Origin of the sequence: Streptomyces sp. NBC_00258, from assembly GCF_036182465.1 — a bacterium.
GTDB lineage: Bacteria > Actinomycetota > Actinomycetes > Streptomycetales > Streptomycetaceae > Streptomyces.
In genome coordinates, this window is record NZ_CP108081.1 from 5475449 (window position 1) to 5500726 (window position 25278).

Consider the following 25278-nt stretch of genomic DNA (forward strand, 5'->3'; position numbering starts at 1 on the left):
TCTTCACTGATTTTTAGCCATGCCCTGCAGTACGCACCGCAGTAGGCGATGCACTCACAGTGGTTGTCAGACTGCCCAAGAGTGTTCTCGGACGGCTCTTTCTATCACCATGACGCGCTCGAACAAGGGGCCGGTTCCTCCCCTGTTCCCAAGGGAGGACCGGCCCGTGATGCCCTCGTTATGCTCCTTCACGCAGCCTTCACGCGTCGTCTGCGAGCTCCAGCCACCGCATTTCCAACTCCTCGCGCTCAGTGGCCAGTTCGCGCAGGTCGGAGTCCAGTTTCGCCACTTTCCCGAAGTCCGTGGCATTGTCGGCGATTTGGGTGTGCAGCTTGCTCTCCTTCTCGGAGATCTTGTCCAGCTGCCGCTCGATCTTCTGGAGTTCCTTCTTCGCGGCGCGGACGTCCGCCGACGACACACCGGTCTTTTCGGACGACGGAACCGGCGCGGGCGCGGAGGCCGCCGCGGCCTCCTCCATCTTGTGGCGCCGCTCCAGGTACTCGTCGATCCCGCGCGGCAGCATCCGCAGGGTGGCGTCGCCGAGGAGCGCGAACACCCGGTCTGTGGTGCGCTCGATGAAGAACCGGTCGTGGGAGATCACGATCATCGAGCCGGGCCAGCCGTCGAGGACGTCCTCCAGCTGTGTGAGGGTCTCGATGTCGAGGTCGTTCGTCGGCTCGTCGAGGAAGAGGACGTTCGGCTCGTCCATCAGCAGCCGCAGCAGCTGGAGACGGCGGCGCTCACCACCGCTCAGGTCACCGACCGGCGTCCACTGCTTCTCCTTGTTGAAGCCGAAGGTCTCGCAGAGCTGGCCCGCGGTCATCTCGCGGCCCTTGCCGAGGTCGACGCGGTCGCGCACGGCCTGGACGGCCTGCAGCACCCGCAGCGTCGGGTCGAGCTCGGCGACCTCCTGGGAGAGGTAGGCGAGCTTGACGGTCCTGCCGACCGCGACCCGTCCGGCGACGGGCTGTGTCTCGCCCTCGGAGAGGGCGGCGTCCCTCATGGCCCGCAGCAGGGAGGTCTTGCCCGCGCCGTTCACACCGACGAGACCGATCCGGTCCCCCGGCCCGAGCTGCCAGGTCAGATGCTTGAGGAGCACCTTCGGCCCGGCCTGGACGGTGACGTCCTTCAGGTCGAAGACGGTCTTGCCGAGCCGGGTCGAGGCGAACTTCATCAGCTCGCTGCTGTCCCGCGGCGGCGGCACATCGGCGATCAGCTCGTTGGCCGCCTCGACACGGAAGCGCGGCTTGGACGTACGGGCGGGCGCCCCGCGCCGCAGCCAGGCCAGCTCCTTGCGGACGAGGTTCTGCCGCTTGACCTCCTCGGTGGCGGCGATGCGCTCCCGCTCGGCCCGGGCGAAGACGTAGTCGGTGTAGCCGCCCTCGTACTCGTACACATCGCCCTTCTGCACGTCCCACATGCTGGTGCAGACCTGGTCGAGGAACCACCGGTCGTGGGTGACGCAGACGAGCGCGGACCGGCGCCGGCTCAGATGCTGGGCGAGCCAGGCGATCCCTTCCACGTCCAGGTGGTTGGTGGGCTCGTCGAGGATGATCAGGTCCTGCTCCTCGATGAGCAGCTTGGCCAACGCGATCCGCCGCCGCTCACCGCCGGAGAGCGGTCCGATCACGGTGTCGAGCCCCTGCGGGAAGCCCGGCAGGTCGAGCCCGCCGAACAGTCCGGTGAGTACGTCCCTGATCTTGGCGTTGCCCGCCCACTCGTGGTCGGCCATGTCCCGGATGACCTCGTGGCGGACGGTGGCCTCGGGGTCGAGGGAGTCGTGCTGGGTGAGCACACCGAGGTGCAGGCCGCCCGAGTGCGTGACCCGCCCGGTGTCGGCCTCCTCCAGCTTGGCGAGCATCCGGATCAGTGTGGTCTTGCCGTCACCGTTGCGGCCGACCACCCCGATCCGGTCGCCCTCGGACACGCCGAGGGAGACTCCGTCGAGCAGCGCACGGGTTCCGTACACCTTGCTGACTGCCTCGACATTGACCAGATTGACGGCCATCGCACTCCTGACAAGGGGGATCGATCGACCTTCCAGGGTAGTCGCCCGTGAGGGTGATCCTTCCGCCCGTCCGGGGGCGGCTCCCCCAGCCCTCAGCCCCCGGCCCCCAGGGGTGCGGGGAACGGCGCGATCAGCCCCCACGCACCCGCGGTCGCAACACGACCGTCAGATCACAACAGCCCCGGGCACGGGCCCCGCGGCAACGCGCGCAGCGCGACAGGTCCCGGAAACAACAAGCGCATCCGCAACCTTCACCGCCGCCTCGGCATCCCGCACGAGGAACGCGGTCGTCGGTCCGGACCCCGACACCAGCGCGGCCAGCGCCCCGGCAGAGGTACCCGCGGCCAGTGTCAGGGCCAGCGACGGCCGGAGGGACAACGCGGCGGCCTGAAGGTCATTGGAGAGGGTGCCCGCAAGAGCCACGGGGTCACCCTTGGCCAACGCCTCCAGAAGCCCGCCGGAGGCAACCGGCTCAGGCACCTCCACCCCTTCGCTCAGCCGGTCGAACTCCCCGTACACGGCAGGCGTCGACAACCCGCCGTCGGCGACGGCGAACACCCAGTGGAAGGTCCCCCCGACCTCCAGAACCCGCAGCTTCTCCCCCCGCCCGGTCCCGAGCGCCGCGCCGCCGACCAGGCTGAACGGCACGTCGCTGCCCAACTCGGCGCAGATGTCGAGGAGTTCCTCGCGAGAGGCCCCCGTACCCCAGAGGGCGTCGCACGCGAGCAGCGCGCCCGCGCCGTCGGCGGACCCGCCCGCCATGCCCCCGGCCACGGGAATGTCCTTGGCGATGTGGATGTGCACACGGGCCTCGCGCCCCGTCCTCGCGGCGAGCTTCTCCACCGCGCGGGCCGCCAGATTCGTACGGTCCAGGGGCACTTGGGCGGCGTCGGGCCCCTCGCAGGTCACCCGGAGGGCGTCCGCCGGGGTCACGGTGACCTCGTCGTGGAGGCCGACCGCGAGGAAGACGTTGGCCAGGTCGTGGAACCCGTCGGGGCGGGCGCCGCCCACCGCGAGCTGCACGTTGACCTTGGCGGGGACCCTTACCGTCACGCTCACTGCTTGCTCTCCGCGATCCGTGCGAACTCCTCGACCGTCAGGGACTCACCGCGTGCCTGGGGCGAGACGCCCGCCGCGACGAGGGCGGCCTCGGCGGCGGGGGCGGAACCGGCCCACCCGGCGAGCGCGGCCCGCAGGGTCTTGCGCCGCTGGGCGAAGGCCGCGTCCACGACGGCGAAGACCTCGCGCTTGGAGGCTGTCGTCTTCACCGGCTCCGCGCGCCGCACCAGCGAGACGAGCCCGCTGTCGACGTTGGGAGCGGGCCAGAAGACGTTGCGGCCGATGGAACCGGCCCGCCTGACGTCGGCGTACCAGTTCGCCTTCACCGACGGCACGCCGTAGACCTTCGAGCCGGGCGGGGCGGCGAGGCGGTCGGCGACCTCGGCCTGCACCATCACGAGCGTGCGCTCGATGGTGGGGAAGGTGTCGAGCATGTGCAGGAGTACCGGGACGGCGACGTTGTAGGGGAGGTTCGCGACGAGGGCGGTGGGGGCGGGGCCGGGGAGTTCGGCCACCTGCATGGCGTCGGAGTGGACGAGCGCGAAGCGCTCCGCGCGGGACGGCATGCGGGCCGTGATCGTCGCGGGGAGGGCGCTCGCGAGGACGTCGTCGATCTCGACGGCGACGACGCGGTCGGCGACCTCCAGCAGGGCGAGGGTCAGGGAGCCGAGTCCCGGGCCCACCTCGACGACCACGTCCTCGGGGCGGACGTCGGCGGTCCTCACGATGCGGCGCACGGTGTTGGCGTCGATGACGAAGTTCTGGCCGCGCTGCTTGGTGGGCCGCACGCCGAGGGCTTCCGCGAGTTCGCGGATGTCGGCGGGGCCCAGGAGGGCGTCGGAGGTGGGGCTGCTCACGCCCCAAGGGTACGGGTGGGACGGGGCGGGGCTGTTTTTCGCCCCCGCCGCCCCTACCCATTCCCGTCACTACTCGGGGGCTCCGCCCCCGAACCCCCAAAAGACTGCGCAGTTCCCCGCGCCCCCTAAAGGGGCGCGGGGAACTGCGCGACCAGCCACAACCGACCCGCACCCGACAACGCACCCCACGGGGTCTGGGGCAGAGCCCCAGGGGACGGGAATGGGTAGGGGCGGCGGGGGCGAGGAAAAGGCCCTCAGCCCTACAGCCGCCCCCCGCAATGCGGCCAAGGGCTCGCCCCCCGCCGCACGTACAGCTTCTTCGCGCGGAAGGTCTGTTCCGCGGCCGGGGCGTCCTGGGGGCGGCCGGAGCCGCCGAGGCTGTGCCAGGTCTGGGTGTCGAACTGGTAGAGCCCCCCGTACGTGCCGGAGGAGTCGACCGCGCCGGGTCGGCCGCCCGACTCGCAGTGCGCCAGCCCCTGCCAGTTCAGCCCGTCCGCCCCCTGCACGGACGTGGGAAGCGGCCTCGTCCCCACCTTCACCTGCTGCGCCTGCGGCAGGTCCACCACCTCGACCCCCAGCCGCCGAGGCCGCTGCTTCACCCCGTTGACCGTACGAAGGGCGTACGTGACGCGCCGCAGCCCCGGCCGCCCCGCCCGCTCGACGACCTCCGTTCCCCGGAACAGCCCGGAATCCTCCGTGCGCCGCACCTCGAAGGGGATCGGCTCCTCACGGACCTCCTGCGTAGCGGTGATCCGCATGACCGTCACCGTCTGCCCGTCCCGGGGAAAGCTCCCGGGCGGCACGGACGTGGTGTCCTCGCCGCGCAGCGTGATCCCGGCGTCCGCCACGACCTCGCGGACGGTCGCCGCGTTCGTCCGGACCGTCCGCGCCCGCCCGTCCGCCATGACCGTCACGGTCCGCTCGGTACGGACGTCGAGCGCGAGCCCCTCCCGCCCGATCCGCCGGGAGCGCGGAACGGACACGTACGCGCCCTCCGCACGCACCCCGAGCTCCCGCAGCGCGCCGTCCACGGTGTGGGCCGTGGTCCAGACCCGGCTCCGCTGTCCGTCGAGCGTGAGGCGCACGGGCCGCCCGTACCGTACGGCCACCTCGTCGCCGCTGGTCAGCGCCGCTCCGGGGCCGGGCGCCACGATGTCGTGCGCGCCGATCTCGACGCCCTCGTCGGCCAGGAGTTCGGTCACGTCGTCGGCGAAGGTGTGCAGCGTGCGCGGCTTCCCGTCGACGTTCAGCTCGATCGCCTTGTCGTCGGCGACGAACGCGGTGGTGCCGCCCGCGAGGAACGCCACGACGAGCGCCTGTGGCAGCAGCCGGCGCACATCGGGCCGCTCGGCTCCCCGGCGCCGCCGGGCGGCCCGCCGGGCTTCGGCGCGGCCACCGGGCAGCGGCATCTCCAGCGTGGGCGGAACCTGCCGGGGAAGCGTCGGCGCCTCCGGCCCGCGCCACCCGTCGGGGGCGTACTCGTTGCCGCCCCAGCTCTCACGCCGGCCACCGCTCCCACCCCCGCTCACGTCCTCGTACGCGGGCCGATACGTGTCCGGCTCCGAGGCCGTGTCCATGTCCGGGTATCCGTGACCGTACGGCTCAGGGGTCTCGTACGTCGGGCCATACGTCTCGTACTGCGAGTTGCTCACGACGACACGCTCCAGGGATCCGATCCGGATCGGGCCAGAGGAACCTAGCGGAGCATTCGTCACTCTCCAAAGCAGCACGACTACGCTGTGTCGCGAGACGTCCCCCGGTCGGACCCCTGCGGGCGGGCCGGCCGTTACGGCTCAGAAATCGAACGCGCGGGCCGTGTTCGCCGAGATCGCCGTCGCCAGCGCGTCCTCGTCCAGCCCCCGCACGGCGGCCATGGCGCGGACCGTGACCGGAATGAGATACGGGGCGTTGGGCCGTCCGCGGTACGGCGCGGGGGTCAGGAAGGGCGCGTCGGTCTCGACGAGGACCAGTTCGAGCGGGGCGACGGCGAGGGCGTCGCGCAGCGGCTGGGCGTTCTTGAAGGTCATGTTCCCGGCGAACGACATGTAGTAGCCGGCGCGGGCACAGATCTCCGCCATGGCGGCGTCACCCGAGTAGCAGTGGAAGACGGTCCGCTCGGGGGCGCCCTCCTCCTTCAGGACCCGCAGCACGTCGGCGTGGGCGTCGCGGTCGTGGATGACCAGCGCCTTGCCGTGCCGCTTGGCGATCTCGATGTGGGCGCGGAAGGACCTCTCCTGGGCGGCCTTGCCCTCGGGGCCCGTGCGGAAGTAGTCGAGGCCGGTCTCGCCGACGCCCTTGACCTGCACAAGGGCCGCGAGCCGGTCGATCTCGGCGAGCGCCTCGTCCAGCGCGCCGTCGCCACCGGGCTGCCGGGCGCCCTGCCGGGACCAGCCGTCGGGGTCGCCGTGCACGATCCGGGGGGCCTCGTTCGGGTGCAGCGCGACGGTCGCGTGGACGGCCTCGTGCTCAAGGGCGGTCTTGGCGGCCCAGCGTGAGCCCTTCACGTCGCAGCCCACCTGGACGACCGTGGTCACACCGACCGACGCGGCCTTGGCGAGGCCCTCCTCGACCGTGCCGGACTGCATGTCGAGGTGGGTGTGCGAGTCGGCGACCGGCACCCGGAGGGGAGTCGGCGGGGGCGGGGCTTCGGCGTTGGAAGGCATGCCCCGATCCTACGAAGGGGGTCTCGGGAGGCATCGGGAAGGGGGATGCCGGGCCCCACGTCGCGGGAGGCGGGGGGAGGCGCCGCGGAACGTGGGGCCCGGCATCAGTGGGCGGACCGGAGGATCAGCTCGCCTTGCGGTGGTGGAACGGGTGGAGCAGATCGGAGAGGTGCCAGTGGTGACGCTCCTCGGCCGCTGCCGACTCCGCGTTCTCCGCCGTCTCCGGGCTCTCGGCGTCCGGGGCCTTCCTCGGCCGTACGGGCGTCGGCCGGCGCAACGAGTTCTGCGCCGAGGAGACCTGTCCCGCGCGCATGATGCGGACGACATGGCCGTCGCAGTTCAGACAGCTGGGCCGGCTCAGCGGCGACGGCACGACCCGGCCGTCGGCCACGTACATGACGAATTCGGTGCCCTCGGCGTCGAGGTGGTGCTCGATCTCGTACGACTGCTCCCAGCCGTGCCCGCAGCGCATGCAGGCGAAGGAATACGACTCGTGGACTGTGTCGGTCGCCGTGGTGCGGTGGCCAGGATCTCCAGTGATCTGCCCGGTCTGACCTGCGATCTCACTCATGCCAGCTCCTCTTGTCCGCTGGACGAGGACGGGTGCGTCCTTTAACCAGTGGACGCTTCCGCCGGCCGATGCGCACCAGACCTGTCGAGTGTTGGAGCCGTCTTGGCCTTTCCTTGTCGGAGCGCCCTCAGAACACGGTCTGAGCTTTGCTTTTCGCGATCGTCCTTTGCCCGCTCATGGGGTCGGACGCGGCTGTTCGCTCAGGGGTTCGGGCGCGTCGCGTTCTTCGCCGCGACGACCGCGTCGAAGACGTCCCGCTTCGGCAGTCCCGCGTCGGCGGCGACGGCGGCGATCGCCTCCTTGCGCCGCTCCCCCGCCTCCTCGCGAACCCGCACCCTGCGCACCAGCTCCTCGGCGTCGAGCGACTCGACGGTCTCCGAGGCGCCCTCCACGACGACGGTGATCTCGCCGCGCACCCCTTCGGCGGCCCAGGCGGCGAGTTCGCCCAGCGGCCCGCGCTTGACCTCCTCGTACGTCTTGGTCAGTTCGCGGCAGACGGCGGCCCGCCGCTCCGCACCGAACACCTCGGCCATCGCGGCGAGCGTGTCGTCGAGGCGGTGCGGCGCCTCGAAGTACACGAGCGTGCGCCGCTCGACCTCGTTCTCCCGCAGCCGCGACAGCCGCTCGCCGGCCTTCCTCGGCAGGAATCCCTCGAAGCAGAACCGGTCGACGGGCAGCCCGGACAGCGCGAGCGCGGTGAGCACCGCGGAGGGTCCGGGGACGGCCGTGACCTTGATGTCCTTCTCCACGGCGGCGGCGACCAGCCGGTATCCCGGGTCGGACACGGACGGCATCCCGGCGTCCGTGACGAGCAGCACGCGCGCCCCGCCCACCAGCGCCTCGACCAGCTCGGGCGTACGCGCGGACTCGTTCCCCTCGAAGTACGAGACGACCCGCCCGGACGGCTGTACGTCCAACGCCTGCGTCAGTCTCCGCAGCCGCCGCGTGTCCTCGGCGGCGATGACGTCGGCCCCCGCCAACTCGGCCGTCAGACGGGGCGGCGCGTCCGCGATGTCCCCGATGGGCGTGCCGGCGAGTACAAGGGTTCCTGTCACGGTTCCATCCTCGCAGGGGCGGCCCGCGGGACTCACACAGACCTGTTCCCTACGATGGCGCGGTGACCAGTACCGCGTCCTCCACGGACACCCGGCAGGGACAGGGCGTCGAAGACCAGCGGCCGTCGTGGCAACAGCGGCTGCGCCGGTTCGGCTACACGGCCCCGCCCAGAGGCGACGTCCAGGGCCGCCTGGTGCCCGCGTACACCGAGCCCAGCCCCCGGCTGTGGGCGGCGATCGGGCTCCGCCGGGAGGCGGCGGAACGCCTCGTGCGCTGGTCGGCGTGGGGCGGCCCGCTGCTCGTCACGCTGATCGCGGGCGTGATGCGGTTCTGGAACCTCGGCAGCCCGAAGGCGGTGATATTCGACGAGACGTACTACGCCAAGGACGCCTGGGCGCTCATCCACCGCGGGTACGAGGTCAACTGGGCGAAGAACGCCAACGAACTGATCCTGCAGAACGGCGGCAACGTCAAGATCCCGACGGACGCCGCCTATGTGGTCCATCCGCCCGTCGGCAAGTACGTCATCGGGCTCGGCGAGTGGATGTTCGGGTTCACGCCGTTCGGCTGGCGGTTCATGACGGCGCTGCTCGGCACGCTGTCGGTGCTGATGCTGTGCCGGATCGGGCGCCGCATCTTCCGCTCGACGTTCCTCGGCTGCCTGGCCGGCGCCCTGATGGCCGTCGACGGCCTGCACTTCGTGATGAGCCGCACGGCGCTGCTCGACCAGGTGCTGATGTTCTTCGTCCTCGCGGCCTTCGGCTGCCTGCTCATCGACCGCGACAAGGTCCGCGAACGCCTCGCAGCCGCGCTCCCACCGAACGCCGACGGCCTCGTACACCCGGACGCGCGCGTCGCCGAGGAGACGCTGCTGGGACGCCGCCCCTGGCGCCTGGCGGCCGGTCTGCTGCTCGGCCTCGCCATCGGCACGAAGTGGAACGGCCTCTACTTCCTCGTCGCGTTCGGCCTGCTGACGGTCCTGTGGGACGTCGGCTCCCGCCGGGTCGCGGGCGCCCGCCGCCCCCATCTGGCGGTCCTCAAGCACGACGTGGGCTGGGCGTTCCTCTCCACGGTCCCGGTCGCGATCGCCACGTACATCGTGTCGTGGACGGGCTGGTTCCTGTCGGCCACCAACGGCAAGGGCGGCTACTACCGCGACTGGGCCACGGCCGACGGCCGCACCAGCGACTGGTCCTGGCTGTTCCCCGACTGGTGGCGCAGCCTGTGGCACTACGAGACCCAGGTGTACGACTTCCACGTCGGCCTGCACTCCCCGCACACCTACCAGTCGAACCCGTGGAGCTGGATCGTCTCCGGTCGCCCGGTCTCGTACTTCTACGAGTCGCCGCTGCCCGGCAAGGACGGCTGCCCGACGGACGCGGGCGAGAAGTGCGCCCGCGAGGTCCTCGCCCTCGGCACGCCGATGCTCTGGTGGGCGGCGGGTTTCGCGGTCCTCTACGTCCTGTGGCGCTGGCTCTTCCGCCGCGACTGGCGCGCGGGCGCGATCGCCTGCGGCGTCGTGGCCGGCTACCTCCCCTGGTTCATGTACCAGGAACGCACGATCTTCTTCTTCTACGCCGTCGTCTTCCTCCCCTTCCTCTGCCTCGCCGTCGCCATGATGATCGGCGCGATCCTCGGCCCGCCCGGCTCCACCGAACGCCGCCGCGTGATCGGCGCGGCCACGGCGGGAGTCCTGGTCCTCCTCATCGCCTGGAACTTCATCTATTTCTGGCCGATCTACACGGGCGAGGCCATCCCGATCGACAGCTGGCGGTCACGGATGTGGCTGGACACCTGGGTCTGAGGGCCCGGGTGGAGATGACATGGCAGTGCTCCTGGCCCGTCGTGGCGGGGCAGGAGCACTGTGTACGTCCGAGGCCGGAAGCCTGCGACTAGCCCAGGCCGAACGCCTCCATCACGTTGCCGATCGACTCGATCACCGGTGCCCCCGCCGCCCCCAGCAACGCCGCGATTCCGCCAATCGTGCCGAGGGCCTGGCGGAAGCGTTGGCGGTCCACGGGGCCGTCGGTGTCGATGATGCCCAGGGAGTCGTCGATCACCGCCCGGTCCGTCTCGGAGACGCGCGCCCGGATGGCCAGTACCGCGTTGATCATCTGCTCGTGGGCCGCGCGCTGGTCCACCGGGCCCTGACTCTTGACCATTCCGATGTTGAAGTTGCCGAACTGCATGACGCTGTCGCCGGTCACCCGATCACCTGTCCCGTGTTGTGGTCGCCGAACTGGTAGATGCTGTCGCCGTTGATGTTGTAGGTCGGCATTTCGTAGCGGAACTGGATTTCCGGGTTGTCCATCGCTTCCATCAGCTGGTGGAAGATCTTGTCCATCAGTCCCTTGTCGTCACTCGTCAGTGCGGTCTGCGGGGACCCCGACGTCGTGATCTGCAGTACGTACAGCGTCGGAGCGTTCAGTACCTTCTGGAGCCGCTGATAGTCGCGAGCGATCAGTCCGGCACCGACGATCAGCAGCAGGAAGCCGAAGAACACCGACGCCGACATCAGCGCGAGCCCCGCGAACACCAGGATCAGCTGGAGCACCAGCTTCTTCACGAACTCGGCCTTGGCCTTGCCGTAGTCGGGCACGATTTCCCGCATCGACGTCCTGGCGATGTTGCGCAACGGATATGTATCCGAAGCCACCCACAGGGCGCCCTTGCTGACTTGGACTTCTGTGATCCCGCGCGAATACCCCACTCGTCCCCCTCATTTGCGGTGTGAAGCACGTCACTCAAACACATGAAAGGAATCGACGAACAGCAAAAAGAATGCTGATCCGATATTGAGAACGCGGTGACGGAGGCGGTCTCTTTCTGATTGGTTTTCCGCTCTCGGCGACCGTTCCGAGGGAGCGCGCGGACAGGCATGGGTGGTGACGGGCAGTCATGAGCGGTCAGATATGTGAACCGCCTCGGGATCCTCGTCTCTGTTCGGACAACTTCTGGAGACAGCCGCCCCATCCGCCACGCCTCCCGCATACAGTGCCAACATGGACACCTTTCTGAACGCGTTCAGAAAGGTTCACGGGGAACGGGGAATCGGGGAGGGAACGCGCGATGCGCAACGGGGCCAAGGCCGCCATTGTGGGCGGGGTGTTCGCTGTGATGGTGGGGGGCGCCGGGTACGGCGCGTACAACATAGTGAGCGCGGTCAGCGGCGACAGCGGCTCGGCCGGGACCACGGCGGAGAAGAAGACCGGGCCGCCGTCGGGAGACGAGGTCGAGGAGACCAGCAAGAAGTTCCTCGCGGCCTGGGAGCAGGGTGAGGCGGCCACGGCCGCGGCGGAGACGAACAACGCGCAGGCCGCCAGGCCCCTGCTGGTCGCCTACGCCGGCCAGGCGCACATCACCAAGGTGAAGGTCACGCCCGGTACGCCGACGGGCACGACCGTCCCCTACTCGGTGTCGGCCACGGTGTCGTACGAGGGAAAGAGCAAGCCCCTCGCGTACAAGAGCGAACTGACCGTCGTACGCGGGAAGACCACGGGCAAGGCGCTGGTCGACTGGCAGCCGTCCGTCGTGCACCCGGATCTGAAGACCGGCGACACCCTGGTCACGGGCGAGGCCGCGAGCCCGCCCATCGAGGCGGTGGACCGGAACGGCGTCGTCCTGACCAAGGAGAAGTACCCGTCGCTCGGCCCGGTCCTGGACACGCTGCGCGACAGGTACGGCGACAAGGCCGGCGGCACGCCCGGCGTCGAACTCGCGATCCGGCACGACAGCGAGAGCGCGGGAGACACCTCGCTGGTGACCCTCACCAAGGGCGAGGCGGGCAAGCTGCGCACGACGCTCAGCGCGGGCGTGCAGGCGGCGGCGGAGAAGGCGGTCACGCGGTTCGCGGAGTCGTCGGTGGTCGCCGTGCAGCCGAGCACCGGTCAGGTGCTGGCGGTCGCGAACCACCGCGGCGACGCGTTCAACGCGGCGTTCCAGGGCCAGGTCGCGCCCGGCTCCACGATGAAGATCATCACCGCGGCGATGCTCATCGACAACGGCGTGGCCTCGATGAACGGCCCGGCACCCTGTCCGCCGACCGCGACCTGGCAGAGCCAGACGATCCCCAACCTCAAGGGCATGGAGCCCAACGAGGGTGCCTCGCTGGCCAACAGCTTCATGCGCTCGTGCAACACGGCCTTCGTGAAGCTCATCGACGGCACCGAGGCGAACCCGCTCACGGACGAGTCGCTCACGACCGAGGCCCAGGAGCGGTTCGGCCTGGGCAAGGACTGGAAGACGGGCATCGTCTCCTTCGACGGCAGCGTCCCCGCGTCCGCCGGCCCGAACCGCGCGGCCAACGCGATCGGCCAGGGCGAGGTCCAGATGAACCCGCTGAACATGGCGTCGGTCACCGCGACCGCGATCACGGGCACGTTCCGCCAGCCCTACCTCGTGTCACCGAAGCTCGACAACCGCCAACTGGCCACCGCCCGCGGCCTGTCGAGCGGAACCGTCGGCCAGCTGAAGCAGATGATGCGGCTCACCGCCACCGGCGGCACCGCCCAGGAGGCCATGCGCGGGCTCGGCGGAGACATCGGCGCCAAGACCGGCTCCTCCGAGGTCGACGGCCAGAAGACGCCCAACAGCTGGTTCACCGGCTTCCGCAACGACGTCGCGGCCGCGGCCATGACGGAGGAGGGCGGCCACGGCGGCGACGCGGCAGGACCGATCGTGGCCCAGGTCCTGCGGGCGGGGGGCTGAGCCCGAGGGGGCGCCGGTACACAGGTGTCCGAACTCACGCCCACAGGGCGGGACTCTAGGGTGGTGACGCTCGTTCTTGTAGGGGACCGTGAGGTACCGGGGAAGCAGCGAAGGAACGGAAGCCGTGGGGAACAGAAGGCGCGCGCCTGAGCGTGGCAGGACGAAACCCGCCGTCATCGGCGGGATGATCGCCGTTGTCGTGGGCGGCGCGGGGTTCGGTGTCTACGCCCTGTACGGGGGCGGGGCGGCGGCCGACGATTCGAGTTCGGCCTCCGACTCCAAGCCCGTGAAGAAGGGCCCGCTGTCGGCGACCGAGGTGAAGTCGACGGCCACGGCGTTCCTCACGGCCTGGCAGGGCGGTGACGTCACGACCGCCGCGGCCGCCACGAACGACACGGCGGCGGCCCGCACCCTCCTCACCGGCTACGGCAAGGAGGCGTACATCAAGGATGTGACGCTCACCGCCAAGAAGCGCTCCGGCGCCGCCGTCCCGTTCTCCGTCAAGGGCACGGTCGCGTACAAGGGCGGCCTGACCAAGCCCCTGGCGTACGAGTCCGAGCTCACCGTCGTCCGTCGCGCCAAGGACGGCAAGCCGCTGGTCGACTGGCACTCGGCGGTCGTGCACCCGGACCTGAAGGACGGCGACAAGCTGGTCACCGGTGAGGCCGGCACGCCCCCGGTGAAGGCGCTCGACCGGGACGGCGGCGAGCTGACCACCGCCAAGTACCCCTCGCTCGGCACGGTCCTGGACGGCCTGCGGGAGAAGTTCGGCAAGACGGCGGGCGGCAAGGCGGGCATCGAGCTGCGGGTGATCCGCGCCGAGGCGAAGTCGAAGGACGCCGAGGGCTCCGCCAAGACCGCTTCCGACGAGAACCCCGACAAGACGCTCCTCGAGCTGAGCAAGGGCACCCCGGGCACGGTCCGTACGACGCTCAGCCCGGGTCTCCAGGCGACCGCCGAGCAGCAGGTGGCCAAGAAGGCCAAGTCGTCGGCCGTCGTCATCCGGCCGTCCACCGGCGAGATCCTGGCCGTCGCGAACGCCGGCCACGGCTTCAACACCGCCTTCCAGGGCTCCCTGGCCCCCGGCTCGACGATGAAGATCATCACGGCGTCGCTGCTCATCGACAAGGGCCTCGCGTCGGCGGACAAGCAGCACCCCTGCCCCAAGTACTCGACGTACGGCGGCTGGAAGTTCCAGAACGACGACAAGTTCCAGATCAAGGGCGGCACGTTCAAGGCGAGTTTCGCGCGCTCCTGCAACACGGCCTTCATCAGCCAGGCCAAAAAGCTGAGCGACGACGACCTGACCAAGCAGGCCCAGCAGGTGTTCGGGCTCGGCATGGACAACTGGGCGATCGGCGTGCCGACCTTCGACGGCTCGGTGCCGGTCCAGTCGCAGGCACAGATGGCTGCCTCGCTGCTCGGCCAGGGCGGGGTCCGGATGAACCCGCTGAACATGGCGTCGGTCGTCGCCACCGCCAAGACGGGCACCTTCCACCAGCCCTATCTGGTGGCCCCGACGGTCGACAAGCGCACCCTCGCGAAGGCATCCCGCTCGCTGTCGGTCGGCACTCAGGCCCAGCTCAAGGAGCTCCTCCAGTACACGGCGGCGGCCGGCACGGCGGCCGAGGCCATGGCCGGTCTCGGCCCGGACTTCGGCGCCAAGACCGGCTCCGCGGAGGTCGACGGCCAGAAGAAGCCCAACGGCTGGTTCACCGCCTGGAAGGGCGACCTCGCGGCCGCGGGCGTCGTCCAGCAGGGCGGCCACGGCGGCGAAACGGCCGGCCCGATCGTGGCGGCACTGCTGAAGGCAGGCAGCTGAAGCCCCGCGCCCTTCAGGGGCGCGGGGAACTGCGCGACCAGCCACGACGAACCCGCAGACGAAACCGCACCCCAGCGGGGCGCCCCGGCGGAGCGCCCCGGCCGAGTGTCCGGTCAGCTGCTGACCGGCGTGGCCGTGTACGTACGACGCAGGAACCGGATCAGGGTCCTCGTGTCGAACTGCACGACGTCCACTCCCTTCGGCGAGTGGAACTCCATGACGGCCTGGACCCGCCCGCACGGCCAGATGCGTACGTCACCGGCGGCGGCCGGAGCCCGCAGACCCTGTTCGAGCAGGTCGCGGGCGAAGACCCACTCGTGATGGCCGGGCAGCATGATGTGCACCCGTCGGGGGTCGGCCTCCGGGTCGTATCGAAGGGCCACCGGGACGGCGGGCGGATCCTGCGCCGCGTCCGTCACTATGTGGGCGCGCGCGTACTGCTCGACGGCGGACATCGATCGCTCCCTCTGCGAGCTGCTCCGTGTTTGAGCTGCTTCCTCTCCAATGTCGCATATTTTCCGAAATGCGCTCCTGAATTATTCGAGGTCACCTCGCTCTTGCAAGCTGTTCGCATTAAGCCACTATCATCGAACGGTTATAGCCAGCCGGCCTGCCCCCGGAAGCGGAGCCCTCATGCACGTCCCCGACGGTTTCATCAACGCACCCGTCTCCGTGGCCAGCGGAGTCGTCGCCGCGGCGGCCGTCGCCGTGAGCCTGCGCGGCGCCCGGCGCGAACTGGACGAGCGCACCGCCCCGCTCGCGGGTCTCGTCGCCGCCTTCATCTTCGCCGTGCAGATGCTCAACTTCCCGGTCGCGGCCGGGACCAGCGGACATCTGCTCGGAGGCGCGCTGGCCGCGATACTCGTGGGCCCCTTCACCGGGGTCCTCTGTGTCTCGGTCGTGCTCCTCATGCAGGGCATCCTCTTCGCGGACGGCGGGCTCACCGCGCTCGGTGTGAACATCACCGTCATGGCGGTGGTCACGACGGTCGTGGCGTACACCGTCTTCCGCGGTCTTGTAAAACTTCTGCCCAAGAAGCGTCGGTCCATTACCGTCTCGGCGTTCATCGCCGCCGTGCTCTCCGTTCCGGCCGCCGCCGCGGCCTTCACGCTCGTCTACGCGATAGGCGGCACCACGGACGTCCCGATCGGGCAGGTCCTCACCGCCATGGTCGGCGTCCACGTCCTGATCGGCATCGGTGAGGCCGCGATCACCGCTCTCACGGTGGGCGCCGTCATCGCCGTACGACCGGACCTCGTGTACGGGGCCCGCGGTCTGACCGCGCCGCTGAAGCTGCGCGTCGGCGGGGAGCTGGTGGACACGCCCGCCGCGGAGCCCGTCCCGGTCGCCGCGCGGTCGCACCGCCCGGTGTGGCTGGCGGGCCTGGCCGCCTCCCTCGTCCTCGCGGGCTTCGTCAGCTTCTACGCCTCCGCGAACCCCGACGGCCTGGAGAAGGTCGCCGCCGACAAGGGCATCGACGCCAAGGCCGAGGACCACGCGGCCGCCGACTCCCCGCTCGCCGACTACGGCGTCGAGGGCCTGACCAACTCCCGGATCTCCGGCGGCCTCGCGGGCGTGATCGGCGTGGGCGTCACGGTCGTCGCGGGCACGGGCGTCTTCTGGGCCGTACGGAAGCGCCGTACGTCCGAGGCCTCGCCCTCGCAGGTCGGGGAATCCGTCTGACATGGGGGCGGGACACGCGCACCGGCTCTACCGGCACGGGCACTCACCCGTGCACGCCCTGCCGCCGCACACGAAGCTCGCCGCCGTCTTCGCCTTCGTGCTGGTCGTGGTGTCGACCCCGCGCGAGGCGATGTGGGCCTTCGGGCTGTACGCGCTGCTGCTGGGTGCCGTGGCGTACGCGGCCCGCGTCCCGGCCGGTTTCCTGCTGAAGCGGCTGCTGATCGAGGTGCCGTTCGTGGCCTTCGCGGTGCTGATGCCGTTCGTGGCGCAGGGCGAGCGGGTCGACGTACTCGGCATGTCGTTGAGCGTGAACGGTCTGTGGGGCGCCTGGAACGTGCTGGCCAAGGGCACGCTCGGCGTCGCCGCGTCCGTCCTGCTCGCCTCGACGACCGAACTGCGCGAACTGCTGCTGGGGCTCCAGCGGTTGAAGCTGCCGCCGCTCCTCGTACAGATCGCGTCCTTCATGATCCGCTACGGGGACGTCATCGCGGACGAGATGCGGCGGATGAAGATCGCGCGGGAGTCGCGCGGCTTCGAGGCCCGCGGCGTCCGGTCCTGGGGCGTCCTCGCCAAGTCCGCGGGCGCGCTCTTCATCCGCTCGTACGAACGCGGGGAGCGGGTGCATCTCGCCATGGTCAGCCGGGGGTACGCCGGTTCGATGCCGGTCATCGACGAGGTGACCGCGTCCCGGGCGCAGTGGTCGTACGCGCTCGCCCTGCCGTCCGCCGCCCTCGTCGTGTGTCTGTTGGGATGGACCCTGTGACCTCCTCCGTGACTCCTGTTACCGCGCCCTCCCTGGAAGTCTCCGGACTCGCCTTCGCCTACCCCGACGGACACCAGGCCCTCTTCGGCGTCGACTTCACCGTCGATCGCGGTGAGCGCGTGGCGCTGCTCGGGCCGAACGGCGCCGGCAAGACGACCCTCGTGCTGCACCTCAACGGCATCCTGACCGGCGGTGCCGGGACCGTGACGGTGGCCGGGCTGCCCGTCGGCCGGAAGCACATGGCGGAGATCCGGCGGAAGGTCGGCATCGTCTTCCAGGACCCGGACGACCAGCTGTTCATGCCGAGCGTGCGCGAGGACGTGGCCTTCGGGCCCGCGGCCGCCGGGCTCAAGGGGCCCGAGCTGGAGGCGCGGGTGCGCACCGCCCTGGAGCGGGTCGGGATGGAGGCCTTCGCCGACCGCCCGCCGCACCATCTCTCCTTCGGGCAGCGGCGCCGGGTGGCGGTCGCGACCGTGCTCGCGATGGAGCCGGAGATCCTGGTCCTCGACGAGCCGTCGTCCAACCTCGACCCCGCCTCACGGCGCGAACTCGCCGACATCCTGCGGTCGTTGGACGTGACCGTGCTCATGGTCACGCACGATCTGCCGTACGCCCTCGAACTGTGCCCGCGGGCCCTGATCCTCAGCGACGGCGTGATCGCGGCGGACGGCAGGACCGGCGAGCTTCTGTCGGACGACGAGCTGATGCGGGAGCACCGTCTGGAGTTGCCGTTCGGCTTCGACCCGCGCTCCGTGACAATGGGCGCGTGACGAACGAAGAGGGTCCGACGGCGGATTCGCCCGACGAGGGCGCGCCGGCCGGTTCGCTGCTGCTCGACGACCAGTTGTGCTTCGCGCTGTACGCGGCCCAGCGTGCCGTGACCGCCGCGTACCGTCCGCTCCTCGAAGCGCTCGGGCTCACCTATCCGCAGTACCTGGTCATGCTCGTCCTCTGGGAGCGCGGCGAGCTCACCGTCAAGGAGCTGGCCGGGACCCTGCGGCTCGACTACGGGACCATGTCGCCGCTGCTCAAACGCCTGGAGTCGGCCGGTCTTGTCCACCGGGAGCGCTCCGTGCTGGACGAGCGGTCGGTGCTGGTCGCGGTCACCGGGCGGGGCGAGGAGCTGCGGGAGCGCGCGGAGTGCGTGCCGTCGGCGCTGCTGGCCGGGACGCGGCTGACGGCGGACGAGGTGGAGCGGCTGCGCGCGGACCTCCGGCGGCTGACCTCGATGTTACCGACGGTTTCTACCCCCAAGTAATAAGTGGCCGGATCGGTGGATACATTGTGTGCGATGTGTTTGTGCACTCTGTTTCTGGACTCTGATTCCGCGTTCTCGCGTGCCTGGGGGTGAGGCGATCCATGACCGACGCCGCTGTTGACCTCGACAGCCGTCCCACGAAGATCATGTACGTGGCCGAGGCCACGGCACACGGGGGCCGCGAAGGGTATGTGACCAGCCAGGACGGCCAGCTGGAGCTGAAGGTCGCGATGCCTCCGGCGCTGGGCGGCGACGGTAACGGCACCAACCCGGAGCAGCTCTTCGCGGCCGGCTTCAGCTCCTGCTTCCACAACGCGCTGGTCCTGGTCGGCCGCCGCGAGGGCTTCGACCTGACCGGTTCGACGGTCGCCGCGAAGGTCGGAATCGGCCCCAACAAGCAGCGCGGTTACGGCCTCGCGGTCGCCCTGAGCGTCTCGCTGCCGATCCTCGACCAGGACGTGGCGTCGAAGCTCGTGGACGCCGCCCACCAGGTCTGCCCGTACTCGAACGCGACACGCGGCAACATCGAGGTCACGATCCTGCTGGGCTAGGGCCGGTCCGACAATTCTCAGGAATCGCGGGCGGTGGGTGGGCGTTGCACCCACTGTCCGCGGAGCGAGTTGGACAGGACTGGACTGAACGGAGCACGGGCGTGGACGTGAACGGCACTGTGGCCGAGGGCTTCGAGCCGGTCGGGGAAGCGTTCGTACGGAACTTCGAGGTGCTCGGGGACCGGGGTGCGGCCGTCGCCGTGTACCGGGACGGGCACCGGGTCGTGGACCTGTGGGCCGGCACGAAGGACGTCGACGGTACGGCGGACTCGGCGCCCTGGGAGCGCGACACCGCCCAGATCGTGCGCTCGGCGACCAAGGGCGTCGCCGCGGCCGCACTCCTTCTCCTGCACCAGCGCGGGCTGCTGGACCTGGACGCTCCGGTGGGCGAGTACTGGCCCGAGTTCAAGGCGGCGGACAAGGAGCGGGTCCTGGTGCGGCACGTGCTGTCGCACCGGGCCGGGCTGCCGGTCCTTGATCTGCCGCTGACGCCCGAGGAGGCGCTGGACCCCCTGCGCGGTGCCGAGGCGGTCGCGCGCCAGGCCCTCGTGTGGGAGCCCGGCACGAATCACGGCTACCACGCCCTCACGTACGGCTGGATGGCCGGCGAGCTGGTGCGGCGTGTCACGGGCCGTGGCGTCGGTGACTGGATCGCCGGGGAGATCGCCGGACCGGTGGGCGCCGATCTGTGGGTCGGGCTGCCCGCCGCGGAGGTGGGCCGGGTGGGCGTGGTCGGCCGCGTGGAGGCGCCGGGGAACGCCGGGGGTCTGCGGTCCCGCCCGAAGCGGTCGGTCGCCGAGGCCTACGACGATCCGGCCTCCCTCACCCGACGGGCCTTCGCCGCGATCACTCCGTTCCCCGACCAGAACGACCCGGCGTACCGGGCGGCCGCGCTCCCCGCAACGAACGGCATCGCCACGGCGGACGGGCTGGCCCGCTTCTACGCGTCGCTGATCGGTGAAGTGGACGGCGGGCGGCGCCTGTTCACGCCCGGGACGCTGGCGGCGGCCCGCGCGGAGGAGTCCGCGGGGCCGGACCGGGTCCTGGTGATCAACACCCGCTTCGGTCTCGGCTACATGCTCCATGGCTCGGCCTCGCCCTTCCTGGAAGCCGGTTCCTTCGGCCACCCGGGCCGCGGCGGCTCCCTCGGCTTCGCCGACCCCGAGTCGGGCATCGCCTTCGGCTACGTCACGAACGGCTTCAGCAAGACGGTGACGGCGGATCCTCGGGCGCAGGCGCTTGTGCGGGCACTTCGCGCCTCGTTGTGAACGGGTGCCTCTGGCGGTTCTGTGTTGGGTACGGGTGCGGGTGCGTTGTGGCTGGTCGCGCAGTTCCCCGCGCCCCTGGGTGTGTGGGGCTGGTGTTGTGGATTCGCTGCGGCCCGGTGAGGGTTGTTCGCGCAGTTCCCCGCGCCCCTGAGGGGGGTAAGGGCTGGTCTTGTGGATTCGCTGCGGCCCGGTGAGGGCTTGGCGCGCAGTTCCCTGCGCTCCTGAGGGGGTGAGGGCTGGTGTTGTGGATTTGCTGCCGGCCGCATTGGGTTGAGCGCGCAGTTCCCCGCGCCCCCTAAAAGACTCGGGCGGCAGCCCCGTTTTCAGGGGCGCGGGGAACTGCGCGAACACCCCCCGCCGGGCCCGCGCCGCCTCATGAGGCGTGGAGCATGAGGCCGATGCCCACGACCAGCAGCCCCGCGGCAGCGATGCGAGGCGCCCCGAACCGCTCCTTGAAGAAGACCGCTCCTATGGCCGCGCCGACGATGATGGACGACTCCCGGAGCGCCGCGATCGGGGCCAGTTCCGCCTTGGTCTGGGCCCAGAGGACCAGGCCGTAGGCCGCGACTGACAGGGCGGCGCCCAGTAGGCCGACGGCGGCGAACGGGCGTAGGACGCCGAGCAGTTCACCGCGCCAGTGGTAGAGCGCGTACGCGGGGACCGCCACGCCCTCCACCGCCATCAGCCAGGCGATGTAGGCGAGGGAGGAGCCGGAGGCGCGTACGCCCAGGCCGTCGACGACGGTGTACGCCGCGATCGACAGGCCCGTCGCCAACGCGGCGCCGATCGCCGCCCAGTTGGGCCGGCGTCCGCGCAGGCCCCACAGTGCGACGCCGGTCAGCCCGGCGCAGGACACCACGATGCCCGCCGCCGCCCAGCCGTCGGGCACCTCGTGCGCGAAGACGGCGGCGAGGAGGGTCACCACCAGGGGCGCGGTGCCACGTGCGATCGGGTACGCCTGCCCGAAGTCTCCGAGCCGGAAGGACTTCATCAGCAGCACGTAGTACACGACGTGGATGACCGCCGAGCCGATCAGATACGGCCACGCCTCCGCCGCCGGGAACGGCACGAACGGGACCATGGCCAGCCCGATCAGCATCCCGCCGCCCGCGATCAGCGTGAAGCCGACCAGCTTGTCGGTGATCTGGTGGGCGATGGCGTTCCAGCTGGCGTGCGTGACCGCGGCGAGCAGGACGGCCGCGGTGACCAGCGGGGTCACGCGGACTGCTCGCGGACATCCACCAGAGTGCCGCCCGCGTGGGCGATCAGGGTCTTCGGGTCCATGGGGAACACGGTGTGCGGGGTGCCCGCGGCGGCCCACACCGTGTCGTGGTCCAGCAGCGAGCGGTCCGCCAGGACACGGGTCCGGGTGCGGTGCCCGAAGGGCGGTACGCCCCCGATCGCGTACCCGGTCGTCTCCCGGACCAGCTCGGCCTTGGCCCGGGTGACCTTCTCGGCCCCCAGCGCCAGGCGTACGAGCTCGATGTCCACCCGGGACGATCCGTCCATCAGCACCAGGACAGGCACGCCGTCCGCCGCGAAGATCAGCGACTTGCAGATCTCGCTCAGCTCGCACCCGATCGCCTCGGCGGCCTCGACGGCCGTACGGGCGGCGTCCGGGAAGCGGCGGATCCGCGGGTGCAGATCGTCGAGACCCAGCTCGCTCAGGGCTTCGGCGAAACGGGGGTGTGCTCCGGACTCTTCAGCTGCGCTCGTCGTCATGCACGGCACGCTAGCGGTGGGTGTACGGGACATGCGAACGAGTTCCACGGCAGCGCACTCCCCCGCCCCGGCGCGCTGGGCGACCGGCTCGGCGGACAGGCCGGCCCGGACGGCGAGGTCACCATCACGGACCTCGGCCTCCGCCGGGCCGAGTCCCGCCCCGGGCTCAGTCGCTGAACGTCACGTCCTTCGTCTCCGCCACCCCGGCCTTGCGCGCCGGTGCCGACTGCTCCTGCCAGTACAGGTTCGTGTGCGCGATGACCTGCTCCGGCGGCGGGGCACCCCACTGGCTCAGGTCCTCCGTCGTGTGGGCGTCGCCGACGAGTGTCACGTCGTAGCCCCGCACGAACGCTCCGTGGATCGTGGACCGTATGCACGCGTCGGTCTGGGCGCCGGTGACCACCAGATGTCCGACGCCTGCTCCGGCCAGGACCTCCTCCAGGTCGGTGTCCTCGAAGGAGTCGCCGTACGACTTGTGCACCAGCGGTTCCGAATCCCGGCGGGCCAGCTCGGGAACGTACTCCCAGGCCTCGCTGCCCTTCTCCAGGCCCTCGTCGGAGTGCTGGACCCAGACGACCGGGGCGCCTTGGGTGCGGGCCGTTTCGACGAGGGCGGCGATGTTCGCGACCACCGTGTCGCGCTGGTGGGCCCCGGCCACGACGCCCTTCTGGACGTCGATCACCATCAGGGCCGTGCGAGGTCGTTCGGAGAGAGTCGTCATGCCCTTCACGCTAGACCGCGCCACTGACAATCGCCCCGGCCCGGCGTGCCGCACACACCCGTGGCACACCCGCGCGGCACGAATGAAGCCGGTGAGGGCCGCCCGTCCCCACGGAGCCCTCACCGGCTGGTCCTTCACAGGAGCCGGCACGTCACATGCGTGTCAGCCGTACATCGGTCACGTACCGGCTCCCGCGCATGAGGCGCGTACCGCCTCCCGGTCCTCAGGCGCGCACCAGCTCCCGGTCCTCGTCGGAGCCGGAGCCCGAGTCCTTCGTCCGGTCGTCGTGGGCCCGCAGGCCCTCGCCCTCGACGTCGACGTTCGGCAGGGCGCGGTCCAGCCACTTCGGCAGCCACCAGGCCTTCTTGCCGAGCAGCGCGAGGACCGCCGGGACGATCGCCATACGGACGACGAAGGCGTCGAAGAAGACGGCGATCGCGAGACCGAAGCCGATCATCTTGATCATGGACTCGCTGGAGCTGATGAAGCCGCCGAAGACGGCCATCATGATGATCGCGGCGGCGACCACGACCCGGGCGCTGTGCCGGAAACCGGTCACCACGGCCTGGCTCGCCGACTCTCCGTGGACGAACGCCTCCCGCATGCGGGTCACGAGGAACACCTCGTAGTCCATCGCGAGACCGAACACCACACCCACCATGAAGATCGGCATCATCGACATGATCGGACCGGTCTCCTCGACACCGATCAGGCCGGAGAACCAGCCCCACTGGAAGACCGCGACCACTGCGCCGAGCGCGGCGAGCACGCTGAGCAGGAAGCCGAGGGCCGCCTTCAGCGGGACCAGGATGGAGCGGAAGACCACGATCAGGAGCAGGAAGGCGAGACCGACCACCAGTGCCAGGTACGGGACCAGCGCGTCGTTGAGCTTCTGCGAGAAGTCGATGTTCATCGCGGTGGTGCCGGTGACCAGTACCTCCGCGTCCGTGTCGGCCTTGAAGTCGGAACCCTTGTCACGGATGGCGTGCACCAGGTCCTCGGTCTGGGTCGAGGACGGCTTGGAGTTCGGGATCACGGTGATCGTCGCGGTGTCGCCGGCCTTGTTGGGCGCCGGCGGCGTGACCGTCACGACGTCCTTGAGGCCCTTGATCCCGTCGGCCACGTCACCGAAGGCGGCCGTCGGGTCGTCGCTGTCCCTGGCGTCGACCACGATCATCAGCGGGCCGTTGAAGCCGGGGCCGAAGCCCTCCGACAGCGTGTCGTACGCCCGGCGCTGGGTCGTGGACGTCGGCTGCGAGCCGTCGTCGGGCAGGCCCAGCTCCAGCTGGGTGGCGGGAAGGGCGATCGCGCCCAGACCGACCACGCCGAGCACCAGCACGGCGACCGGGCGGCGGATGACGAAGCTCGCCCAGCGGGTGCCCATGTTGGGCTTGGCCTGCTTCTCGGACTTGGTCTGCTTCTCGGGCGTGGCGGCGTCGGACGCCTTGCGCTTCTCGCCGGCCGGCCGGATCTTCCTGCCCGCGTATCCGAGCATCGCCGGGATCATGGTCAGCGCGATGAGGACGGCGATCACGACCGTGCCCGCCGCCGCGAGACCCATCTTGGTCAGCATCGGGACGTTGACGACCGCGAGACCCGCCAGGGCGATCACGACCGTGAGCCCCGCGAAGACGACAGCCGAGCCGGCGGTGCCGGTGGCGCGGCCCGCCGCCTCCTCGCGGTCGCGGCCCTCGGCCAGTTCGTTCCGGTAGCGGGAGACGATGAACAGCGCGTAGTCGATACCGACCGCGAGGCCGATCATCAGGGCGAGCGTGGAGGTGGTGTCGCCGAGGTCGAGCGCCTTGGCGAGAGCGGTGATCGTGGAGACTCCGATGCCCACGCCGATGATCGCCGTCAGCAGCGGCAGTCCGGCCGCGACCAGCGAGCCCAGGGTGATGACGAGGACGACCGCGGCGATGGCGATGCCGACGATCTCGCCGACCGCCCCCGGTTCGGCGCCGGCCTCCAGCGCGTCACCTCCGACGTCGACGGTCAGCCCGGCGGCCCGGGCGTCGTCACCGGCAGCCTCCAGGGACTCCCTGGTCGAGTCCGCGAGCTCCATGCCGGGGACCTCGTACTTCACCGACGTGTAGGCGACCGTGCCGTCCTTGCTCACGGCGTTCGTCGTGAAGGGGTCGGTGACGGAGACGACTTCGGTGCCGCCGCCCAGTTCCTTGACGGTCTTCGCGACGGTCGCCTTGTTGTCGGCGTCCGTCATCTTCTGGCCTTCGGGCGCCTTGAAGACGATGCGCCCGGTGCCACCGTCGGCGCTGGCGCCGGGGAACCGCTGCTCCAGCAGGTCGAAGGCCTTCTGCGCCTCGGTGCCGGGAATCGAGAAGGAGGTGGTTCCGGCGGCGGGTGCGCTCGCCGCTCCGACGCCCGCGAGCGTCAGCAGCGCCACCCATATCAGTGCGACGAAATGCCGTCGCCGGAAGGCGAGTCGGCCGAGGTTGTAGAGGAACGTGGCCACGAGGGCGTACTCCCGGTCAGGTCGGTGATGGCAGGGCGTGAGTCATCGGCCCGACGACGTGAGCGGTCGCGTCAGGTGCAACTGGGGTCGTGCGTAAGG

The 25278-nt window shown here is 70.5% G+C and carries 23 protein-coding genes; 9 read left to right on the forward strand and 14 right to left on the reverse strand.

Translation table 11 applies throughout. The annotated features are described in order from the left end of the window. Window positions 1–199: 199 nt before the first annotated feature. The 7 genes from OG718_RS24225 to rsmI all read right to left on the reverse strand — a co-directional run bounded on the left by OG718_RS24225 (window position 200) and on the right by rsmI (window position 8213). Entirely contained in the window at window positions 200–2008 is a 1809-nt protein-coding gene (locus tag OG718_RS24225) for an ABC-F family ATP-binding cassette domain-containing protein (protein WP_143638949.1), read from the reverse strand. Window positions 2009–2173: 165 nt separating this feature from the next. Continuing rightward, window positions 2174–3067: a 4-(cytidine 5'-diphospho)-2-C-methyl-D-erythritol kinase gene (locus OG718_RS24230; RefSeq protein WP_143638947.1), complete on the reverse strand. Its 894-nt coding sequence runs from the start codon at window positions 3065–3067 to the stop codon at window positions 2174–2176. Then, window positions 3064–3924, reverse strand: coding sequence for a 16S rRNA (adenine(1518)-N(6)/adenine(1519)-N(6))-dimethyltransferase RsmA (rsmA, locus tag OG718_RS24235; RefSeq protein WP_306938542.1), 861 nt, complete (start codon window positions 3922–3924; stop codon window positions 3064–3066). The genes OG718_RS24230 and rsmA overlap by 4 nt, the downstream gene beginning before the upstream one ends. Before the next feature lie 260 nt (window positions 3925–4184). Beyond that, window positions 4185–5501, reverse strand: a complete 1317-nt coding sequence (locus OG718_RS24240) for a ubiquitin-like domain-containing protein (protein WP_443055354.1) — start codon at window positions 5499–5501, stop codon at window positions 4185–4187. Between the two features lie 216 nt (window positions 5502–5717). Then, complete coding sequence (locus tag OG718_RS24245) at window positions 5718–6587, reverse strand: TatD family hydrolase (protein WP_328845141.1); 870 nt, start codon at window positions 6585–6587, stop codon at window positions 5718–5720. A gap of 124 nt (window positions 6588–6711) precedes the next feature. Then, complete coding sequence (locus OG718_RS24250) at window positions 6712–7158, reverse strand: hypothetical protein (protein WP_328845143.1); 447 nt, start codon at window positions 7156–7158, stop codon at window positions 6712–6714. Between the two features lie 200 nt (window positions 7159–7358). Continuing rightward, window positions 7359–8213, reverse strand: coding sequence for a 16S rRNA (cytidine(1402)-2'-O)-methyltransferase (gene rsmI / locus OG718_RS24255; RefSeq protein WP_143638937.1), 855 nt, complete (start codon window positions 8211–8213; stop codon window positions 7359–7361). 62 nt (window positions 8214–8275) lie between these two features. On the opposite strand from rsmI, the gene OG718_RS24260 reads away from it, so the two are divergent. Next, window positions 8276–10018: a dolichyl-phosphate-mannose--protein mannosyltransferase gene (locus OG718_RS24260; protein WP_328845144.1), complete on the forward strand. Its 1743-nt coding sequence runs from the start codon at window positions 8276–8278 to the stop codon at window positions 10016–10018. Between the two features lie 88 nt (window positions 10019–10106). On the opposite strand, the gene OG718_RS24265 is transcribed toward OG718_RS24260, so the two are convergent. Continuing rightward, a complete protein-coding gene (locus OG718_RS24265; RefSeq protein WP_143638933.1) occupies window positions 10107–10421 on the reverse strand; it encodes a hypothetical protein in 315 nt (104 codons plus the stop codon). Continuing rightward, window positions 10418–10924 (reverse strand): DUF6232 family protein, encoded by a 507-nt coding sequence (locus tag OG718_RS24270; protein WP_260695301.1) that lies wholly within the window; start codon window positions 10922–10924, stop codon window positions 10418–10420. Before OG718_RS24270 ends, OG718_RS24265 begins: the two co-directional genes overlap by 4 nt. 359 nt (window positions 10925–11283) lie before the next feature. On the opposite strand from OG718_RS24270, the gene OG718_RS24275 reads away from it, so the two are divergent. Both OG718_RS24275 and OG718_RS24280 read left to right on the forward strand, forming a co-directional pair. Then, entirely contained in the window at window positions 11284–12921 is a 1638-nt protein-coding gene (locus OG718_RS24275; RefSeq protein WP_328845145.1) for a penicillin-binding transpeptidase domain-containing protein, read from the forward strand. Window positions 12922–13045: 124 nt separating this feature from the next. Then, window positions 13046–14743, forward strand: a complete 1698-nt coding sequence (locus tag OG718_RS24280; protein ID WP_328845146.1) for a penicillin-binding transpeptidase domain-containing protein — start codon at window positions 13046–13048, stop codon at window positions 14741–14743. A gap of 113 nt (window positions 14744–14856) precedes the next feature. Here the strand turns inward: OG718_RS24280 and OG718_RS24285 are convergent, their stop codons facing one another. Further along, a complete protein-coding gene (locus OG718_RS24285; protein ID WP_143638925.1) occupies window positions 14857–15198 on the reverse strand; it encodes an SsgA family sporulation/cell division regulator in 342 nt (113 codons plus the stop codon). Between the two features lie 178 nt (window positions 15199–15376). Between OG718_RS24285 and OG718_RS24290 the strand changes: the two genes are divergently transcribed. The 6 genes from OG718_RS24290 to OG718_RS24315 all read left to right on the forward strand — a co-directional run bounded on the left by OG718_RS24290 (window position 15377) and on the right by OG718_RS24315 (window position 20266). Beyond that, window positions 15377–16426 (forward strand): energy-coupling factor ABC transporter permease, encoded by a 1050-nt coding sequence (locus OG718_RS24290; protein WP_143638923.1) that lies wholly within the window; start codon window positions 15377–15379, stop codon window positions 16424–16426. Between the two features lies 1 nt (window position 16427). Next, window positions 16428–17189, forward strand: a complete 762-nt coding sequence (gene cbiQ, locus OG718_RS24295; protein WP_143638921.1) for a cobalt ECF transporter T component CbiQ — start codon at window positions 16428–16430, stop codon at window positions 17187–17189. Continuing rightward, a complete protein-coding gene (locus tag OG718_RS24300) occupies window positions 17177–17959 on the forward strand; it encodes an energy-coupling factor ABC transporter ATP-binding protein (RefSeq protein ID WP_328845147.1) in 783 nt (260 codons plus the stop codon). The genes cbiQ and OG718_RS24300 overlap by 13 nt, the downstream gene beginning before the upstream one ends. Further along, window positions 17956–18447: a MarR family winged helix-turn-helix transcriptional regulator gene (locus OG718_RS24305; RefSeq protein WP_143638918.1), complete on the forward strand. Its 492-nt coding sequence runs from the start codon at window positions 17956–17958 to the stop codon at window positions 18445–18447. The genes OG718_RS24300 and OG718_RS24305 overlap by 4 nt, the downstream gene beginning before the upstream one ends. A gap of 101 nt (window positions 18448–18548) precedes the next feature. Then, window positions 18549–18998, forward strand: coding sequence for an organic hydroperoxide resistance protein (locus tag OG718_RS24310; RefSeq protein WP_306938551.1), 450 nt, complete (start codon window positions 18549–18551; stop codon window positions 18996–18998). A 101-nt stretch (window positions 18999–19099) separates the two neighbouring features. Then, entirely contained in the window at window positions 19100–20266 is a 1167-nt protein-coding gene (locus OG718_RS24315) for a serine hydrolase domain-containing protein (RefSeq protein WP_328845148.1), read from the forward strand. A 373-nt stretch (window positions 20267–20639) separates the two neighbouring features. Here the strand turns inward: OG718_RS24315 and OG718_RS24320 are convergent, their stop codons facing one another. The 4 genes from OG718_RS24320 to OG718_RS24335 all read right to left on the reverse strand — a co-directional run bounded on the left by OG718_RS24320 (window position 20640) and on the right by OG718_RS24335 (window position 25179). Continuing rightward, window positions 20640–21485, reverse strand: coding sequence for a DMT family transporter (locus OG718_RS24320; protein ID WP_306938553.1), 846 nt, complete (start codon window positions 21483–21485; stop codon window positions 20640–20642). After that, window positions 21482–21988, reverse strand: a complete 507-nt coding sequence (locus OG718_RS24325; protein ID WP_143638891.1) for a YbaK/EbsC family protein — start codon at window positions 21986–21988, stop codon at window positions 21482–21484. The genes OG718_RS24320 and OG718_RS24325 overlap by 4 nt, the downstream gene beginning before the upstream one ends. 166 nt (window positions 21989–22154) lie before the next feature. Further along, complete coding sequence (locus OG718_RS24330) at window positions 22155–22709, reverse strand: cysteine hydrolase family protein (protein ID WP_328845149.1); 555 nt, start codon at window positions 22707–22709, stop codon at window positions 22155–22157. Between the two features lie 223 nt (window positions 22710–22932). After that, complete coding sequence (locus tag OG718_RS24335) at window positions 22933–25179, reverse strand: MMPL family transporter (RefSeq protein ID WP_328845150.1); 2247 nt, start codon at window positions 25177–25179, stop codon at window positions 22933–22935. Window positions 25180–25278: the final 99 nt, after the last annotated feature.

What these genes read in the sequence shown, in the direction of transcription:
- OG718_RS24225 (WP_143638949.1), bottom strand. Translation starts at nt 2,008, where the DNA reads ATGGCCGTCAATCTGGTCAATGTCGAGGCAGTCAGCAAGGTGTACGGA.
- OG718_RS24285 (WP_143638925.1), bottom strand. Translation starts at nt 15,198, where the DNA reads ATGTCCGCCGTCGAGCAGTACGCGCGCGCCCACATAGTGACGGACGCG.
- cbiQ (WP_143638921.1), top strand. Translation starts at nt 16,428, where the DNA reads ATGGGGGCGGGACACGCGCACCGGCTCTACCGGCACGGGCACTCACCC.
- OG718_RS24330 (WP_328845149.1), bottom strand. Translation starts at nt 22,709, where the DNA reads ATGACGACTCTCTCCGAACGACCTCGCACGGCCCTGATGGTGATCGAC.
- OG718_RS24300 (WP_328845147.1), top strand. Translation starts at nt 17,177, where the DNA reads ATGGACCCTGTGACCTCCTCCGTGACTCCTGTTACCGCGCCCTCCCTG.
- OG718_RS24325 (WP_143638891.1), bottom strand. Translation starts at nt 21,988, where the DNA reads ATGACGACGAGCGCAGCTGAAGAGTCCGGAGCACACCCCCGTTTCGCC.
- OG718_RS24275 (WP_328845145.1), top strand. Translation starts at nt 11,284, where the DNA reads ATGCGCAACGGGGCCAAGGCCGCCATTGTGGGCGGGGTGTTCGCTGTG.
- OG718_RS24290 (WP_143638923.1), top strand. Translation starts at nt 15,377, where the DNA reads ATGCACGTCCCCGACGGTTTCATCAACGCACCCGTCTCCGTGGCCAGC.
- OG718_RS24310 (WP_306938551.1), top strand. Translation starts at nt 18,549, where the DNA reads ATGACCGACGCCGCTGTTGACCTCGACAGCCGTCCCACGAAGATCATG.
- OG718_RS24250 (WP_328845143.1), bottom strand. Translation starts at nt 7,158, where the DNA reads ATGAGTGAGATCGCAGGTCAGACCGGGCAGATCACTGGAGATCCTGGC.
- OG718_RS24240 (WP_443055354.1), bottom strand. Translation starts at nt 5,501, where the DNA reads ATGGACACGGCCTCGGAGCCGGACACGTATCGGCCCGCGTACGAGGAC.
- OG718_RS24245 (WP_328845141.1), bottom strand. Translation starts at nt 6,587, where the DNA reads ATGCCTTCCAACGCCGAAGCCCCGCCCCCGCCGACTCCCCTCCGGGTG.